11 protein-coding genes are annotated in these 17239 nt (G+C 73.2%); 9 read left to right on the plus strand and 2 right to left on the minus strand.

The window, feature by feature from the left end; all coding sequences use genetic code 11:
- Positions 1–19: 19 nt before the first annotated feature.
- Together P3T34_RS01410 and P3T34_RS01415 are read right to left on the minus strand one after the other, a co-directional pair.
- The gene (locus P3T34_RS01410) at positions 20–991 is read right to left on the minus strand and encodes an alpha/beta hydrolase (RefSeq protein ID WP_280664104.1); all 972 of its coding nucleotides are present in this window, start codon (positions 989–991) and stop codon (positions 20–22) included.
- Positions 992–1149: 158 nt separating this feature from the next.
- The gene (locus P3T34_RS01415; protein ID WP_280664105.1) at positions 1150–3933 is read right to left on the minus strand and encodes a LuxR family transcriptional regulator; all 2784 of its coding nucleotides are present in this window, start codon (positions 3931–3933) and stop codon (positions 1150–1152) included.
- Between the two features lie 168 nt (positions 3934–4101).
- On the opposite strand from P3T34_RS01415, the gene P3T34_RS01420 reads away from it, so the two are divergent.
- From P3T34_RS01420 to P3T34_RS01460, 9 genes are all read left to right on the plus strand, one after another.
- The gene (locus P3T34_RS01420; protein WP_280664106.1) at positions 4102–5085 is read left to right on the plus strand and encodes a helix-turn-helix domain-containing protein; all 984 of its coding nucleotides are present in this window, start codon (positions 4102–4104) and stop codon (positions 5083–5085) included.
- Positions 5086–5188: 103 nt separating this feature from the next.
- Entirely contained in the window at positions 5189–5773 is a 585-nt protein-coding gene (locus P3T34_RS01425; protein ID WP_280664107.1) for a DNA starvation/stationary phase protection protein, read from the plus strand.
- A gap of 49 nt (positions 5774–5822) precedes the next feature.
- Positions 5823–7172: a cytochrome ubiquinol oxidase subunit I gene (locus P3T34_RS01430; RefSeq protein ID WP_280664108.1), complete on the plus strand. Its 1350-nt coding sequence runs from the start codon at positions 5823–5825 to the stop codon at positions 7170–7172.
- Entirely contained in the window at positions 7165–8439 is a 1275-nt protein-coding gene (locus P3T34_RS01435) for a cytochrome d ubiquinol oxidase subunit II (RefSeq protein WP_280664109.1), read from the plus strand. Before P3T34_RS01430 ends, P3T34_RS01435 begins: the two co-directional genes overlap by 8 nt.
- Positions 8436–10187 carry an ATP-binding cassette domain-containing protein gene (locus P3T34_RS01440; protein WP_280664110.1) on the plus strand — a complete coding sequence of 584 codons (1752 nt, stop codon included), beginning with the start codon at positions 8436–8438 and terminating at the stop codon, positions 10185–10187. Before P3T34_RS01435 ends, P3T34_RS01440 begins: the two co-directional genes overlap by 4 nt.
- Positions 10184–11860 carry an ATP-binding cassette domain-containing protein gene (locus P3T34_RS01445; RefSeq protein WP_280664111.1) on the plus strand — a complete coding sequence of 559 codons (1677 nt, stop codon included), beginning with the start codon at positions 10184–10186 and terminating at the stop codon, positions 11858–11860. The genes P3T34_RS01440 and P3T34_RS01445 overlap by 4 nt, the downstream gene beginning before the upstream one ends.
- A gap of 39 nt (positions 11861–11899) precedes the next feature.
- A complete protein-coding gene (locus P3T34_RS01450) occupies positions 11900–13366 on the plus strand; it encodes an NAD(P)/FAD-dependent oxidoreductase (protein ID WP_280664112.1) in 1467 nt (488 codons plus the stop codon).
- Positions 13367–13480: 114 nt separating this feature from the next.
- Complete coding sequence (locus P3T34_RS01455; protein ID WP_280664113.1) at positions 13481–14251, plus strand: pirin-like bicupin family protein; 771 nt, start codon at positions 13481–13483, stop codon at positions 14249–14251.
- Positions 14252–14482: 231 nt separating this feature from the next.
- Entirely contained in the window at positions 14483–17239 is a 2757-nt protein-coding gene (locus P3T34_RS01460) for a LuxR family transcriptional regulator (protein ID WP_280664114.1), read from the plus strand.

Consider the following 17239-nt stretch of genomic DNA (forward strand, 5'->3'; position numbering starts at 1 on the left):
TCGACGGTGTGGGCGGACGTCAGGCGGCGTGCAGCGCCTCGCGCAGGGTCTGGATGGCCAGGGTGATGGCGGCCTGGGCCGCGTGCGTCTCGCGCAGGGCGTTGAGCATCACGAAGTCGTGGATGATGCCCTGGTAGCGCACGGCGGTGACCGGGACCCCGGCGGTGCGGAGCTTGTTGGCGTAGGCCTCGCCCTCGTCGCGCAGCACGTCGGCCTCGCCGGTGATGACCAGGGCGGCGGGCAGGCCGGTGAGCTGCTCAGTGGTGGCGCGCAGCGGGGAGGCGGTGATCTCGGCGCGCTGGGCGGGGTCGGTCGTGTACTGGTCCCAGAACCACTGCATGCCGTCGCGGCGCAGGAAGTAGCCGGTCGCGAACTGGTGGTACGAGTTGGTGTCGAAGGCGGCGTCGGTCACTGGGTAGAAGAGCACCTGGTGACGGAGCGACACGTCGCCGCGCTCCTTGGCCATCAGTGTCAGCGCGGCGCTCATGTTCCCGCCGACCGAGTCCCCCGCGACGGCGAGGCGCGCACCGTCCAGCCCCTTGCCGGCGCCCTCCCGCACGATCCACTGCGCGACGGCGTAGTTCTGCTCGATGGCGACCGGGTAGCGGACCTCGGGCGACAGGTCGTACTCGGGGAACACCACGGCCGCCCCCGTACCGACCGCCAGCTCCCGGACCAGCCGGTCGTGGGTGTGCGCGTTGCCGAAGACCCAGCCGGCGCCGTGGATGTAGAGGATCACCGGCAGGGTCCCGGTGGAACCGGCGGGCCGCACGATCCGGGCCCGGACGCTGCCGGTCGGTCCACCGGACACGGTGATCCACTCCTCGTCGATCGCCGGCAGCTCGACCGGGCCCGACTGGACCTCGTCGACCGCCTTACGGCCTTCGGCGGGGGTCAGCTGGAACAGGTACGGGGGCTCCGCCGTGGCCTGCGCGAACGCTGCGGCCGCCGTCTCCAGTACGGGCTGGACCGGCTCGAAGTCGTGCGTCATGTCTGTCTCCTCCATGGTGCGGGGTGGTCCACCTCGGCCGGCGCCGACCGCGGCTTTGCCCGGCCGGCCTCCGAGTCCCGAGGCGCGATCGCCACCGTAGGACCGCTCGACCGGGCCGCGTTGTCCGATGGTGCCCGGCCTCTGGTCTCTGCGCGCAGTCACCACGCGGGCGACGGTGGCGCGGGCAGCGGCAGCGCGTCACCCAGCGCGTCCCGCAGCTGGGTCCGGGTGGTGATGCCGAGCTTGGGAAATATCTTGTGCAGGTGGAAGCCGACGGTGCGCGGCGAGAGCAGCAGCTTGGCGCCGATCTCCCGGTTGGTCAGACCTGAGGCGGCCGCGCGGGCGATCTCCAGCTGCTGCGGAGTCAGGTCGGCCGTACGGCTGACGGATTCCGTACGGGCGGTCGGCACACCGGCGGCCCGCAGCTCCGAGGCGGCCCGCTCGGTCCAGGGACGGGCGTCGAGCCGCTCGAAGACACCGAGGGCGGCGCTCAACTCGGTGCGCGCCTCGGTGACCCGGCGGTGGCGGCGCAGCCACTCCCCGAACTCCAGCCGCACCAGCGCCCGTTCAAAGGGCCACAGGTCACCGGCCGGGTCGGCGAGGGCCGCCCGGAAGTGCTGCTCCGCCTCGTCCGGCCCGCTCAGCAGCGCGCAGGCCCGGTTCACCACCACGTCCAGGCGCGCGGAGCGCAGCGCGCCGAGCGAGCGCACGGCGACCCCCAGCACGGCCCGCGCGTCGTCCTCGTGACCGGCGCGGACAGCCGCGGCCGCGAGGTCGCCGAGGTAGTAGTACGAGGCGTGGTAGTGCACCGGGGCGGGGTGGAAGTCGCGCGAGAAGACGGCTCGCAGCTGCCGGTACGCCGCGAGGTGGTCGCCCTCGACGAATGCCGCCAGGCCGAGCGCGTGGCAGGACCGGACGAACAGGCTGGGCGAGCAGGACAGGTCGTCCACCCCTGCGACGGCCGTGTCGATGAGCCCGCGCGCGCCGGCCGCGTCGCCGTGCAGCGCCAGCAGCGTGCCCTGCAGGATCGGCGATCCCGCCGCGGAGTTGTCCGCACCGACCTCGACGGCCGTCCGGTACGCCTCCTGCGCGGTGGAGCGGGCCGCGGACCACGCGCCGCTCTCGAAGAGCGCGAGCGCGAGCGCCTGCGCGATGACGGGGTTGCCGCCGGCCGTGGGCGTGCGGCGCAGGTGGTCCATCGCCTGGCCGAGGAGCCGCACAGCCGACTCGGTCTCGTCGAGAACCCAGGCGGCGGCGCCGAGTTGGGCCAGGTGGGCAAGCGAGTCCTGGGGCGCTTCGGCCAGTGAGCGGTCCAGGGCGGGCAGCGCCCACGCGCGGTCCGCGAACGGCTCGGTGGCGGCCCGCAGCCAGACCCGGTCCACTTCGTCAGGCTGCTGCGGCACCAGGTCCGCGATACGGCGCAGCTCCGTACGGTAGAAGGGGGACCCGGAGTTGTACGCCGGGGTGGCTGCCGTGCCCAGGGCGTCCATGGCGAGTCCTGGTGCCTTCTCGGCCATGGACTGCCCGACGGGCACCAGGAATCCCAGCGACTCCTCGTGCCGGGTGGTCACGGCCAGGGACCAGCCGGCCCGCATGGACGCCTGGGCGAGCAGTTCCGGGTCCTGCGCGATGGCGCAGACCTTGACGGCCAGCTCGCCCACCCACTGGGGGCAGCCGCCGTACATCGCCATGGTGGCGGCTTGCAGCAGACGCCTGGCTCGCTGGTCCGTGTCAGGGGTCAGCGCGGCCGCGCGCTCCAGGGTGGCCGCCGCGGCCGCGTAGCCGCCCCGCCCGCGTGCCCGGTCCGCACTCTCGGCCAGCGTCCGGGCCACCTCCTCGTCCGGTCCGAGCGTGGCGGCGGCGAGGTGCCAGGCGCGGCGGTCCGGGTGGTCCGCCAGGGCGGCGGCGAGCGCCTGATGGGCGGCCCGCCGTTCGTCGAAGGAAGCAGCCTGGTAGACGGCGGAGCGCACCAGCGGGTGGCGCAGCCGGACCTGACCGGCCGCCAGTCGCACCAGGCCCACCTGTTCGGCGGGCAGCCACACCTGCGGGTCCCCCGCGTCGGGGGTGGCCCGCAGCACCTCGGAGAACTGCGCGGTGCCCGCCGCGGCCGCCAGCAGCAGCACCTGCCGGGTCCGCTGCGGAAGGCCGGCGAGATCCGCCGCGAAGATGCGTTCCAGACGGGCGGTGAGCGGAAGCGATTCGGCGGCGTCCGCCCCCTGCGCTCCGCCGGGCTCCTGGGCGACCGCTCGGGCCAGCTCGATCAGTGCCAGCGGATTGCCGCCCGCCTGCTCGAAGATCCGCAGCCGGGCCCGGCCGCGCGGCGGCTGCGGTTGGCGGTCGAGCAGCAGGCCGGCGGCCGCGCGGTCCAGCGGAGTGACGGGCAGGACGGCGAACTCCCGGTCGAACTGCCCGGGAAGGCCCTCCTCGCGCGCGGCCAGCAGGACGGCTATCGCCTCACCGTCCAGCCGGCGAGCGACAAAGGCGAGGACGTCCGCACTGCCCCGGTCCAGCCACTGGACGTCGTCGACGAGCAGGAGCAACGGCCGGTCGGTAGCCGCGTCGGACAGCAGGCTCAGGGCGGCATAGCGGATCAGCAGCGGGTCGAGCTGCCGGTCGCCGGTCGCCGCCTGCCGGCCGAAGGCGGCCAGCAGCGCCTCCCGCTGCGGGGCGGGCAGCCGGTCGGCCTCCCCCAGCAGCGGCCGCAGCAGCTGGTGCAACCCGGCGAATCCGAACCCCTCCTCTCCCTCGCCGGCGCGAGCCCGCAGCACCTGAAAGCCCCGGCTCGCCGCCCAGGCAGCGGCCAAGTCGACCAGCGTGGTCTTGCCCGCGCCCGGTTCGGCGGTCAGCACGAGCACCTGGGCACCGACTCCGCCACGGCTGTCCACCGCGTCGAGCACCCCCGCGATCCGCGCCAGTTCACGCTCCCTGCCGACGATCTCCATGCGCACCCCTGCTGTTGGTCCTTGTTCGCGGCTGCTCGATGTGTTCCGCCTCCCAGACCGGTCATCTGACAGAAGCGCCGCCATACGGGCCGCCCGCAAGATAGTGCCAGGTCAGCGGTGGTGACTCCATGCCCGACGCCCACCAGGCCGACGACGAGGGGAGCCCCTGTGCCAACCACCGTATCCACCGAATCGCTGTCCCCCGCCGAGCGCGCCGAGTTCTGGCACGAGGCCGTAGAACGGGCGTTCATCCCGCTGGAGCTCAGACTCCTCGAACGGGAGCCCTCCTCCGGAGTCCTCAGCAGTGACCAATTGGGAGTCGTGCAGATCTCCGGCGTGGCAGCCGGACCGCAGGTGGTCACCCGCAGCCGCCGAGCGATCGGGACCGGCGGCGAGGGCTGGGTCGCGCTCACGATGCAGCACCAGGGCCACGCGAGGATCTCCCAGGATGGTCGGGAGATCATCTGTGGCCCGGGCGAGTTGGCGCTCTGCGACTCCAGTCGCCCGTTCACCAAGGAGTTCCCGACCGCCTTCGGGTTCACCGCGTTCCGACTGCCACGGCACGTTCTGCACGTGCGGGACCAAGAGCTCAGAGCGGCCACCGCCTCGCCGTTCGAGTCCGCGTCCGGATGCGTCGAGCTGGTCACCACGTACCTGCGGAAGCTGGCCTCCGGGGCGGCGAAGCTCGACCCCTGCACGGGGAGCCGGCTCGCCGACACCGCCGTCGATCTGCTCGCCCTGCTCATCCAGGAGCGCAGCGGCACCCTGGACCCGACGGCTCCGGAGACGGCACCGGCCATGCTCGCGCGGATCAAGGACTACGCGATGTGCCATCTCGGCGACCCGTCGCTCTCCCCCGAGCAGATCGCCACCGCACACCACGTCTCGGTCCGCTACCTCCACAAGCTCTTCCAGGGCGAGGAGACCACGGTGACCCGCTGGATCCAGCGCCGCCGGCTGGACATGTGCGCGCACGATCTGTCCCGGCGTGCCTTCGCCACTCCGACCGTGTCATCCGTGGCCCGGCGCTGGGGATTCGTCAGCCCGACCCACTTCAGCCGCGTCTTCCGCACCGCCTACGGCGTCACGCCCCGCGAATGGCGCGCCCGGGCAGGTGGCGACGCCCCCTGGGTGGGCGCGCAGGGGCAATGATCAGTGCGCTTCGGAACAAACCCGTGCTTCGCGCGCCCATAGCTTGGACCGAGTCACTGGACCGCGACCGAGTCACCGGACCGCGAAGGCCGAGGGAGTTCCCATGAGCAGTTCCGACCACCCCAACATCAGCGGCAGCAGCCAGCCGCTGCTGCATCAGAAGGGCAAGGAGATCCAGGAGTTCGGTACCGTCAACCAGGTTCCGCTCGGCCTCTCCCATGATGCGCGCCTGTACGCCTGCCAGCGGCTCAACCGGGTAGTCGCGGACACCCGGATCCTCTACACGCTCTACAAGAAGCACCACTGGCTGATGCGCGGGGCGACCTTCTACCAGCTGCACCTGATGCTGGACAAGCACGCGGACGAGCTTCTGGCGCTGGTGGACACACTGGCCGAGCGGATTCAGACCCTTGGCGGAGTCGCGGTCGGCGACCCGCGGCACGTCGCGGAGATCACCTCGATCCCGCGTCCGCCGGACGGCGTCGAGGAGGTGCCGGCCATGCTGTCGCGGCTTCTGTCGGCGCACGAGGCGATCCTCGTCGACGCCCGCGAGGCCGCCGGCCGGGTGGCGGCACTCGGCGACGACGGCACCAACGACCTGCTGGTCTCCCAGGTCGTCCGGACCGGCGAGGCACAGGTGTGGTTCCTGGCCGAGCACCTGGTGGACACCCCGCTGGTGCGGCTGTGACCCACCTGCTCCACCCGCACCCCACCGCGCAGCGCTGACAGGAGTCGCCATGGCGTCGTCCGCGACGGTGGAACTGTCCCGCTGGCAGTTCGCCATCACCGCCATCTTCCACATGACCTTTCCCGCCCTGACCGTCGGACTGTCGATCCTGCTCGCGGTCGTCTACACGGCCTACCTGCGCACCCGCAATCCGCTCTACCTGCAGATGTTCCGCTTCTGGCGGAAGATCTTCGCGGTCGGGTTCGGTCTCGGCGTGGTCGCCGGAACAGTGATGACCTTCGAGTTCGGCCTGAACTGGGGCAGTTACGCGCACGCGGTCGGCCCCATCCTCGGTGTCACCATCGGGATGGAGGTGATCACCGCCTTCTTCCTGGAGGCCGGCTTCATCGGCATCATGCTCTACGGCGAGGGACGGGTGCGCCCGCGCACCATGGCCTTCGCCTCGTGGATGGTCGCCTTCGGCACCCTGCTCTCCACCACCTGGATCCTCTCCGCCAACAGCTGGATGCAGGATCCAGCCGGGTACACCGAGGTCGCGGGCCAGTTCCAGGCCCGCGACTGGTGGCAGGTGCTGCTCAACCCGGCGTTCTCCTACCGCTTCCCGCACATGCTGCTCGCGGTGCTGATCAGCGCCGCCTGGTTCGTCGGCGGCATCGCCGCCTGGTACCTGGTGCGGCAGCGCTCGCTCGCCTTCGCCCGCCGCACCCTCTCCCTCACGCTCGGGGTGCTGGCCATCCTGATGCCCGTTCAGCTGTACGCGGGCGACGAGACCGCGGTGTTCATGGGGCAGCACCAGCCCGCCAAGCTGGAGGCCTTCGAGGGCAACTGGAAGACCGACAACAACGGCTACAACCTGGTCGTCATCCCCGACCCCGGCCGGGGCAAGGACAACCTGCGCATCGAGATCCCGCACCTGGGCGCGGTGATCGGCAAGGACCTGACCGGCCAGGCCCACGTGCCCGGCCTGCTGCAGACCCCGCCGGACCAGCGCCCGAACATGTGGAGCGCCTTCTACGGCTTCCGCGCGATGTACTTCACCGCGCTCACGATGTTCGCGATGGCCTTCGCCGGACTGGTGCTGCGTCTGCGCGGGCGGCTGTTCACCGCCCGGCGCTTCCACCGGCTGATGGTGTGGATGACACCCGCCGGCCTGGTCGCGATCACCGGGGGCTGGATCACCGCGGAGACCGGACGCCAGCCCTGGGTGGTCTACGGCCAGATCCGCACCTCGGACGCCGTCTCCCAGCTGTCCACGGCCGAGGCGGCGCTGAGCCTGGCCGGCTTCGTGACGGTCTACGCCGTGCTGGTCGCGGTCTGGATCCGCTACATCGTCCGGACCGTCAAGGCGGGGCCGGAAGCCGTCGACTCGTCAACCCTGCCGGAGGCCGTCCATGGCTGAGTACGCTTCCTACGCGCTGATCCTCTTCGCGCTCGGCGCGTACGTCGTGCTGGACGGCTACGACCTCGGGATCGGGATCCTCGGCCTCTTCGACCGCAGCGACGAGCGGCGCAAGGAGTACACCGAGCTGGTCGCGACGGCCTGGGACGCCAACGAGAGCTGGATCATCCTCGCCGGGGTCACCCTGTGGGCCGCGCTGCCCGGGGTCTACGCCACCGTGCTTCCCGGGGTCTACCTCCCGCTGGTCGTGATGCTGCTGGCCTTCGTGCTGCGCGGGCTGGGGCTGGAGATGCAGAGCTCCGCACCGGACTACCGGCGGGGCTGGGGGCGCCTGTTCGGCATCTCCTCGCTGGTGGTGACGCTCTGCCAGGGGCTGGTGGTCGGCGCCGTGCTCGGCGGTCTACCGCAGCACGGGGGTGTCTTCGACGGCGGTGCACTGCGCTGGCTCACGCCCTACAGCGTGCTGTGCGCGCTCGGCGTGACCGCGCTCTACCTGCTGGCCGGCGCCGCCTGGCTGCAGGCCAAGACGCAGGGCGACGCCCGCCGTCGGGCCGCGCGGCTCGGGCGCCCGCTGCTCGCCGTGACCGTCGCGGCCTGCCTGGTGCTGGGCTTCGGCCTGGAGGTGGCCGATCCGCAGCGCTTCCGCTTCGACCAGCCGCTGCGCGCCGTCCTGTTCGGCCTCCTGGTGGCGGCCGCCGCCGGCTGCGGCACGGTTGCCTGGTACGGCTTCGGCAAGGAGCCCGACGCCCGGCCGTTCGTCGCCGTGCTCTGCGCCCAGGTGGCCGGACTGCTGGCGCTGGTGACCGCGACCGCCCCGGTCGTCGTGCCACCCGGCCTGAGCGTGCAGGCCGCCGCGAGCCCCACCGGCTCGCAGGTGTTCCTGCTGATCGGTGTCGGCTGCTGTATGCCCGTCGTGCTCGCCTACAACATCTACGCCTGGTGGGTGTTCCGCGGGAAGTACCGGCCGCCGGCCCCGGCCGCGCTCGCCGTACCGGCCAAGCCTGTTGACGCACACACAGATCTGACAGTCAGTCATGTCACCGCAGACGAGCCAGACCTGAGAGCTCTACCGCGTCGGGTCGGGTTCACCGTGCTCGGCCTCGGGGTGGTCGCCGTCGCGCAGGACGTGTTCGGCGGTCAGAGCGAATGGATCGCCCCCGTCTCGCTCGTCCTGTTCAGCTCCGTCTCGCTGACCGCCTGGCTGGTCGGCGACCGACGGGCCGCTGCCGCAGGCGAGTTCGACCTCGACCAGGCGGCCCGGCGGTGAGCGACACCGCCGCCCTGCTGGGGCGCCTGGCCGAGGACGACGCACAGCAGGACCAGCAGCGTGCGCTGCAACGGTTGCGCGAGTGGGCGCAGGCGCAGGCACCCGCCTTCCGGCGCGCCGGCACCCTGCGCGGGCTCGCCGCCCTGGGCACCGTCGGGTGGGCAGCCGGGCTCGGCTGGGCCGCCCGACTGGCCCTGCACGGCCAGCGGGCGGCGGTCACCCCGGTCTCGGTGCTGCCGGCTGCCTGCCTGGTCGCGACCGGGCTCGCGCTGCGGGCCTGGCTGCTCTCGGTCGGCGACCGGGCCGCGGACGAGGCGGCCGCCGCCGTCCGGCACGCGCTGCGCGGCCGACTGCTGGACGCCGCCCTGCCCGCCTGGCAGCAGCGGGCCGCCCCGCCGGAGCTCCAGGGTGCCGACGCCACCTTCGTCCAGGCCCTCGACGAGGAGGTGGACCGCCTCACCGACTGGCTGACCGGCTACGTCCCGGCGCGCCGGACCATGCTGATCGCCGGCGGCATCGTGCTGGCGGCGATCGCATCGGGAAGCCGGGTGGTCGCCCTGCTGCTGGTCCTGGCAACCCCGCTGCTGCCGGCCAACCTCAAGGTCATCGGCATGGGCACCCGCACCGCCGTCCAAGCCCAGTTGGCCGCCGCCCGGGCCCTCAGCGCCCGGCTGCTTGACCAGCTGCGCGGACTGCCGACGCTGGTCGGCCTGGGCGCGGACGAGCGCGCCGCCCTCGCCGTGGAACAGGACGACCGGGAACTGGCCCACCGCACCCAAGCGGTGCTGCGCGTGGCGTTCCTGTCCACCGCCTGGGTGGAACTGCTGGTCACCGGAACCCTCGCCGTGGTCGCCACCTACTGCGGCCTGGTGCTGCTCGACTACCTGCACCTGCCCGGCATCCCCTCGACCATGGGCCTGGGCACGGCACTCTTCGTCCTGGTCCTCACCCCCGCCTACTTCGCGCCGGTGCGGGAGCTGGCGCGCGGCTACCACGCCCGCGCCGAAGCGTCCGCAGCCGCCGAGCTCGTCAACGGCCTGCTGGACGTGTCCGCACCCGGGCGGGCGACGCCAAGGCCCTGCGACACTCCCCGCAGCGTGCACCTGCGCGCAGTCGGCGTCACCTTCCCCCACCGCGACCGGCCTGCCCTTGACGACGTCACCCTGACCGCGCGCCCGGGTCAGGTGCTGGCGCTCACCGGCGCCAGCGGAGCGGGGAAGTCCACGCTGCTGGCGGTCGCCGCCGGGCTGCTCGCTCCTGACAGCGGGTCGAGTACCCATGAGGTCGGCGATGCGCCGCAGCCCGCCGACCCCCGTGCCGTGTCCTGGATCGGCCAGCCCTGCTACCTCCTCCCCGGCACGGTGCGGGAGAACCTGCTGCTGGCCCGCCCGGACGCGGACGACGCGACGCTCGACGCGGCCTTCGCCACGCTCGGCTTCGCCGGCCTGCGGGCGGCGCTGCCACACGGCCTGGACACCGTCGTCGGCGAACGCGGCAGCGGGCTCTCCTCCGGCCAGATCCAGCAACTGGTCTTCGTCCGCGCCCTGTTGCGGGACGCGCCCGTGCTCTGCCTGGACGAACCGACCGCCCACCTGGACCCCGACGCGGAGGAACGCGTCATGGCCGCCGTGCGCACCCTGGCGCGGGACAGAACCGTCCTCCTCGCCACTCACAGCCCCGAACTCCTCACGATCGCCGACGCCGTCGTCGCCATCGACCGGGGACGTATCCGCGGAGCGACATCTTGAAGGCGCTCACCCTGCTGTGGACCTCGGCCGACCGCCGCGGCCGGCGCGACCTGCTGCTCGGCGCACTGCTGGCCGCCGCCGCCGAGGTGGCCGCCGCCGCGCTGCTCGGCGTGTCCGGCTGGTTCCTCACCTCCTGCGCACTGGTCACGCTCCGCGCGAACACCACCTGGTCCTGGATGTATCCCTCGGGAACCGTACGGGCGTTGGCGCTGGGCCGGACCGGGCTGCGCTACACCGAACGGCTCACCAGCCACCGCGCCCTGCTCGGCGCGACGGCGGCGCTCAGGGCCCGGATGGTGCGGACCGCCGGCGCACTCCCACCACGCCAGTTGCGGGAGCGGCGCGACGGCGCGCTGCTCGCCCGGCTCACCGACGACGTGGCGGCCGTGGGCGCGGCGCCGGCCCAGACCGTCGCCCCGCTGACCGGCATCGCGGTGACCGCCGTGGTCGTGGTGGCGCTGATCTGCGTGGCGAACCCGGTGGCCGGAGCCGCGGAGCTGCTGCTGCTCGCGCTGGCACTCGCCGTCGCCCTGCGGACGAACCACCGGGCTGCCGCCCACCGCGCCGAGGCCACCTTTGAGCGGGCCGCCGCCCGCTCCGCACTGCTCAGCGCCCGAGCCGCACTCGCCGAGCTGCACTGCCTGGACGCCGTCGACCTGGCCCGCGACCAGGTCGCCCAGCGGGTCGAGCACGCGCGGCGAGCTGACGCCGCCTCACTCGCGGCCCTGCGCAACGGCCGACTGCTGCTGCGCCTGCTCGGCGCGCTCGGACAGGTCGCGGTCCTGCTGCTCGCCCTCTCCGGCCGTTCGACGATGCAGCCGGTCGCCGACGCCATCGGTGAGACGCTGCTGGTCGCCGCTGGCTACGAACTGGTCGAAACGCTGCCGCAGCTCCTGCGCGACCGCGGCTCGGCCGCGCACGCCGCGCTGCGGCTGACCGACCTGCTCGTGCGAGCCCGCCCGCAGCCTTCCGGGTCCGCCGTGCTCCCCCGCCCCGGGGCGCCGCTGGTCGTGCGCGACCTCCCGGTGGGGCTCGGAGCGGCCCGAAGCCGCTGGTCGGCCGTCCTCGGCCCGGGCAGCGCCACCCTGGTCACCGGGCCGAACGGAAGCGGAAAGAGCACCCTGCTCAACACCCTCGCGGGCCGGATCGACAGCCAGTCACCCGGTGTCGTCCTGCTCGGCGGCTCTGCGCTGCACACACTCTCCGCGGCCTCGGTGGCCACCACGCTCACCCTCGTCGAAGCCGACGACTGGCTGGCGGACAGCACCATCGCCGACAACCTCCGCCAAGCAGCCCCCGGCGCCGACGCCCGGGCCCTGCACGCCGCCCTCGCCGCCGCGGCGCTGGCGGACCTCGACGACCTCGACGACCTCGACGACCTCGACGCACCCACCGGTCCCATGGGCAGCACGCTCTCGCAAGGGCAGCGGCGCCGCCTCTCCATCGCCCGCGCCATCCTGCGCGCCCCCGCCGTGCTCCTGCTCGACGAACCCACCGCCGGGCTCGACCAGCCCACGGCCGTACGGCTGCTGAGCGGCATCCGGGCGGCGCTGCCCCGCTGCGCGCTCGTCATCGCCCTGCCGGACCAGCACCACGACCTGCTGCCCTTCCCGGTGGACACCACGCTGCGCCTGGGTCGTCCGGCCGTCGGCGCCGCAGCCACGTCCTGCTGACAACGCGGAAGTCATCCGCCGACACCGAATCGAGGAAAGATGCGCAACCCGACGAGCACGGCCCACGAGCCGCACCTGCCGGCAACGGCCGAGTACGACGTGGTGGTGATCGGTGCCGGCCCCACCGGTGAGAACGTCGCCGACCGCGTGGTCAAGGCAGGTTTGAGCGCAGTCGTCGTCGAGGGTGAACGAGTGGGCGGCGAGTGCTCGTACTTCGCCTGCATTCCCAGCAAGGCCCTGCTGCGCCCGGCCGCGGCGCTGGCGGAGGCTCGCGCGGTGGCCGGCGCACGCGAGGCGGTGGCCGGTTCGCTGGACGTCCCGGCCGTCCTGGCCCGGCGGGACGCGTTCGTCTCCGACCTGCGGGATGACGGCCAGGCGGAATGGTTGAAGTCGGCCGGCATCGACCTGGTACGCGGCTGGGGCCGACTGGTCGGAGAGCGACGCGTCGAGGTACGCGCCGACGGCGGAACCACGTCACTGACGGCCCGTCATGCCGTGGTGCTGTGCACCGGATCGAGCGCCGTACTGCCGCCGGTGCCGGGCCTGGCCGGTATCGGGGCCTGGACCAGCAGGGAGGCGACCACGGCCGGTGCCGCTCCGAGCAGGCTCGTGGTCCTCGGCGGCGGCGTGGTGGGGTGCGAAATGGCCACCGCCTGGAGCGCGTTGGGCTCCCGGGTGACCATGCTGGTGCGCGGCGAGGGGGTGCTGCCCGCCTGGGAGCCGTTCGCCGCGGCGCAGGTCGCCGACGGGCTGCGCAGCGAGGGCATCGAGATACGCACCGGGGTCGAGGTCGAGCGAGTGGCCCGGGACAACTCGACCGGCGTGGTCACGGCGTACCTGGCCGACGGGTCGACGGTGGAGTCCGAGGAGTTCCTGGTGGCCACCGGCCGCAGTCCGCGTACGGCCGGCCTCGGTCTGGAGACGGTCGGCCTGGCGCCCGGCGGCCGACTGCTCGTGGACGACAGCTGCCGAGTCACGGAGGTCGCCGCCGACTGGCTCTACGCGGCCGGCGACATCAACCAGCGCTCGCCGCTCACCCACATGGGGAAGTACCAGGCCCGGGCCTGCGCGGCGGCGATCGCGGCACGCGCGCATGGGCACCTCGCGGAACCCACCCCGTGGGCTGCCTGGGCGGCCACCGCCGACCACCACGCCGTACCGCAGGTGGTCTTCACCAGGCCGGAGGCCGCCGCCGTCGGCCTGACCGAGGAGCAGGCCCGCCGGGCCGGCCTCCCGGTCCGGGCGGTGGAGTACCCGATCGGCGACGTCGCCGGAGCCTCGCTCTTCGCCGACGGCTACCGGGGGCACGCCAAGCTGGTCGTGGACGAGCGGCGATCCGTCGTGATCGGCTGCACCCTGGTGGGCCCGGGTGTCGGCGAACTCATCCACGCGGCGACCGTCGCCATCGTCGGCGAGGTCCCGCTGGAGCGCCTGTGGCACGCCGTTCCGGCGTTCCCCGCCATGAGTGAGATCTGGCTGCGCCTGCTGGAGCAGTACGGGCTGTGACACCGCCCTCGCATCCGGAATAGTTGAACGATGAACTATGTTCTCTGGTGCAGGGTGCTGCGAGACACCACCGGGGCCTCGCGAGAGCTCCCGGACCGCCCGAAAGGACACGAGTTGAACACCACCGCAAACCACCCGCAGATCGACGTCCGCCGCGCGGGCGAGCGCTCCGCCACGAAGATCGCCTGGCTGGACTCCAAGCACTCCTTCTCCTTCGGCGGACACTACGACCCCGCCAACACCCACCACGGACTGCTGCTCGTCAACAACGACGACATCGTCAAGCCCGGCAGCGGCTTCGAGACCCACCCGCACCGCGACATGGAGATCGTCACCTGGGTGATGCAGGGCTCCCTGGTCCACCAGGACTCCACCGGCCACTCCGGCGTGATCTACCCAGGACTCGCCCAGCGCATGAGCGCCGGCACCGGCATCCTGCACTCCGAGAAGAACGACTCCTGGCGCCTGAGCGGAGCCGACACCCACACCGACCCCGTCCACTTCGTCCAGATGTGGGTCGTCCCCGACGAACGCGGCATCACACCCGGCTACGAACAGCTCGAAATCGACAACGAACTGCTGTCCGGCGCCCTGATCCCGGTCGCCTCCGGGATGGACAAGCACGACGGCGCGTCCGCGATCCGCATCAAGAACCGCTACGCGGCGCTGCACGTGGCCCGCCTGCAACCCGGCCAGAGCATCGAGCTACCCGACGCCCCCTTCGTGCACCTCTTCGTCCCGCGCGGCAACGTCGCCCTGGAAGGCGTCGGCCCGCTGGCCGCCGGCGACGCCGTGCGCTTCACCGCGATCGGCGGGCAGAAGGTCACCGCGGTCGAACCGGCGGAGATCCTGGTCTGGGAGATGCACGCCACCATCGCCCGCTGACCCGCCAAGACAGCGCACAGGTACGGCGGCGGGCGGCGCCTGCCTGCCCGCCGGCCGGCCCGGCGGCCCGTCAGTCGGCCTGGTGGCAACGGACTCTGCGGAGCGTTACCCTTCAGGGCGCCCGCTGACGGGCGATTGCTGGACGAACGAGCTCCGACGAGCACCGTGTGACAGCGTCCGGAGGGTGAGCGCGGACCGCCTCCGGGAGGTTGACTTACCCGGGGGACGAGGATGCGACGGGACACGCACGGCACGACTCTGGTCGGGCGGCAGCACGAGATGGACCTGCTGGCGGCCGCCCTGGAGCGGGCCGCAGGCGGCGGGGGCGGCTCGGCCGTCCTGTTGCGCGGCGAGGCCGGCATCGGCAAGAGCGCGCTGCTGGAGTGGGCCGGGCACCGGGCGCGCGAGCTCGGCTTCGCCGTGCTGCGGGCGGTCGGCGTCGAAGCGGAGACGGAGTTCGCCTTCGGCGCCCTGCACCAGGCCGCCTGGCCACTGCTGCAGCGCTCCCATGCTCTGTCGGCCCACCAGCGGGACGCGCTGGAGAGCGCCTTCGGCGGCCGCGCGGAAACCCCGCCGAGCGGCTTCGCCGTCGGGGCGGCCGCGCTCGCGCTGCTCGACGAGGCGGCGCGAAGCAGCCCGCTGCTGCTCGTCCTCGACGACCTGCACTGGATCGACTCGTCGAGCGCCACCGTGTTCGCCTTCCTCCGGCGGCGCTGCGCGGAGCTGCCGCTGGTGATCGTCGGCGCGAGCCGCCCGGACGGTGTGGCGGCCGAGGCGTGGCCGACGGAGCCCGCCGAGGTGGCGGCGCTGTCCCGCCCGGACGCGGCCTCACTGCTGCGGCGGCGCTACCCGGAGCTGGCCGCCACGGCAACCGACCGGATCCTCGATGAGGCGGCGGGCAACCCGCTGGCACTCGTCGAGCTGCCACGGCAGCTGCGCGGCGAGCAGCAGCGGGGTGTCGCCCCGCTGCCTGATCACCTGCCCCTGGGGCGGCGGTTGGAGCGCATGTTCGCCGAGCGGCTGGCATCGCTGACTCCTGTGGCCGGCCGTGTTCTCCTGCTGGCGGCGCTCGCCACGGGCACGGACGGTGCAAGCTCGGCGTGGTTGTACGACGCCGCGGGCGGTGACGCGGAGGAGGCCCTGGAGCGGATCGCGGCCGGCGGCCTCGCCCGGCTCGACCCGGCCGGACGGCTGGTCTTCCGCCACCCGCTGGTCCGAACGGCCGTGATCTCGACCGCGTCGGAGTCCGCTCGGCGCGAGGCCCACCGCGTCCTCGCCGGGTTCCTCGATCCGGGCGACCCCCGGCGTCTGGTCCACGAGGCATCCGCGGCACTGCTCCCGGACGAAGCCCTCGCCGGCCGCCTGCAGGAGGCGGGCAGCCGGCTCGCCCGGCGCGGCGGCGACGCGGAAGGGGCGCTGCTGCTCGACCGGGCCGCCGTGCTCAGCACCGACCCCGCCGAGCGGGCCCGCAGGCTCACCTGGGCGGCCGTGATGGCGGCCCGCGGCGGACAGCTGCGCCACACCGCCGCCCTGGTGGAGGAGTTGAAGCGCGCCCCGGTGCCGCCGGACATCGCCCCGCTGTTCGCCTACGCGGTGGTGTACGTCGACCAGAGCCATCGGATCGACTTCGAGTCCTCCTCCGTTCTGCTGCCCGCGGCCCTCGACGCCCTGACGGCACCCGGCGCCGAGTCCTTCGGCGGACTGGCCGAGCAGGTCTACTTCAAACTGCTGCTCGCCGCCACCTACACCGACGATCCCAGGGCCTGGGACGCGCTGGCCCGGCACCGGGAGAACGCCTCCGAACCGGGCCGGCTCTGCCACCGGGCCTGGACCGACCCGTCCCCGGGCCTGGCCGAGGAACTGCGCACCGTGGTCGAGCGGATGAACGAGGAGCAGGAGGCGGGAGCAGCCTGGCTCCTGCTGTGGACCGCCTCGGCGGTCGACAGTGCCGACGGCGACCTGTGGCGACGCTTCACCGGGCTGCACGGCTACGCCACCCAGGGCTCGGTGGCGAAGGCCAAGTGCTACCAGGACTTCCTGCGCGGCCGCTGGGACCTGGCACCCGTCTGCCTGCGTGAGGCCGAGGCGGCGGAGGAACTCGGCTACCACTGCAACGCGCTGATGTTCCGCCACTACTACGCCCACTTCCTCGCCGGCCGGGGCGACGAGGCAGGATTGCGGGAGATCGAACAGCTCATCAGGCCGGCCGCCGCGCGCGCCGGCATGCGGTTCGTGCTGGACCGGCTGGCCCATCTGCGGGGCCTGACCGCCCTGGCCCACGGACGCCATGAGCAGGCGTACGCGCACTTCGCCGAGCTCACCGCGCCCGGACGGCCGCCCAGGTGCCTGCCCTGGTTCCACACACTGGTCTTCGATCTCGTGGACTCCGCCGTGCACACGGGTCGACGCCGCGAGGCAGGTGCGCACCTGGCCGCCGCGCAGGCCGAGCGATCCGCGCAACTGTCCGGCCGGCACGCCTTCCTGCTGGCCGCAGCCGCCGCGCTGGCCGCGGACGACGACGGGGCCGACGCCGCCTACCGCGCGGCGTACGCCGTGCCGGGGGCCGAGCAGTGGGTCTTCGAACTCGCCCGCCTGCAGCTGGCCCACGGCTCGTGGCTTCGCCGCTGCCGGCGCGCCGAGGCCCGGGACCTCCTGCGTGCGGCATACCACGTCTTCCACAGCCTCCAGGCCGACCCCTGGACGCGACGCTGCGAGGAGGAGCTGCGGGCCGCGGGTGACCTGGTGGCACCGGCGCCGAGCACCTCGGTCACCTCGGTCACCTCGGTCACCTCGGCCGCCTCCGTCGCGGAGCTGACCGGCCAGCAGCTGCGCATCGCCCGGCTCGCCGCGACCGGCCTGAGCAACAAGGAGATCGGCCACGCGCTCCGCCTGTCGCCCCGGACCGTCGCGGCGCACCTCTACAAGATCTTTCCCAAGCTCGGCATCACCTCACGGGCCGCGCTCGCCCATGCCCTCGACTCGCACTGA

Source organism: Kitasatospora sp. MAP12-44, assembly GCF_029892095.1.
Classification (GTDB): Bacteria; Actinomycetota; Actinomycetes; order Streptomycetales; family Streptomycetaceae; genus Kitasatospora.

Bases quoted from the DNA above. Each gene is read 5' to 3' on its own strand.
- P3T34_RS01460 (WP_280664114.1), top strand. From the start codon at position 14,483: ATGCGACGGGACACGCACGGCACGACTCTGGTCGGGCGGCAGCACGAG.
- P3T34_RS01415 (WP_280664105.1), bottom strand. From the start codon at position 3,933: ATGGAGATCGTCGGCAGGGAGCGTGAACTGGCGCGGATCGCGGGGGTG.
- P3T34_RS01430 (WP_280664108.1), top strand. From the start codon at position 5,823: ATGGCGTCGTCCGCGACGGTGGAACTGTCCCGCTGGCAGTTCGCCATC.
- P3T34_RS01435 (WP_280664109.1), top strand. From the start codon at position 7,165: ATGGCTGAGTACGCTTCCTACGCGCTGATCCTCTTCGCGCTCGGCGCG.
- P3T34_RS01450 (WP_280664112.1), top strand. From the start codon at position 11,900: ATGCGCAACCCGACGAGCACGGCCCACGAGCCGCACCTGCCGGCAACG.
- P3T34_RS01425 (WP_280664107.1), top strand. From the start codon at position 5,189: ATGAGCAGTTCCGACCACCCCAACATCAGCGGCAGCAGCCAGCCGCTG.
- P3T34_RS01410 (WP_280664104.1), bottom strand. From the start codon at position 991: ATGACGCACGACTTCGAGCCGGTCCAGCCCGTACTGGAGACGGCGGCC.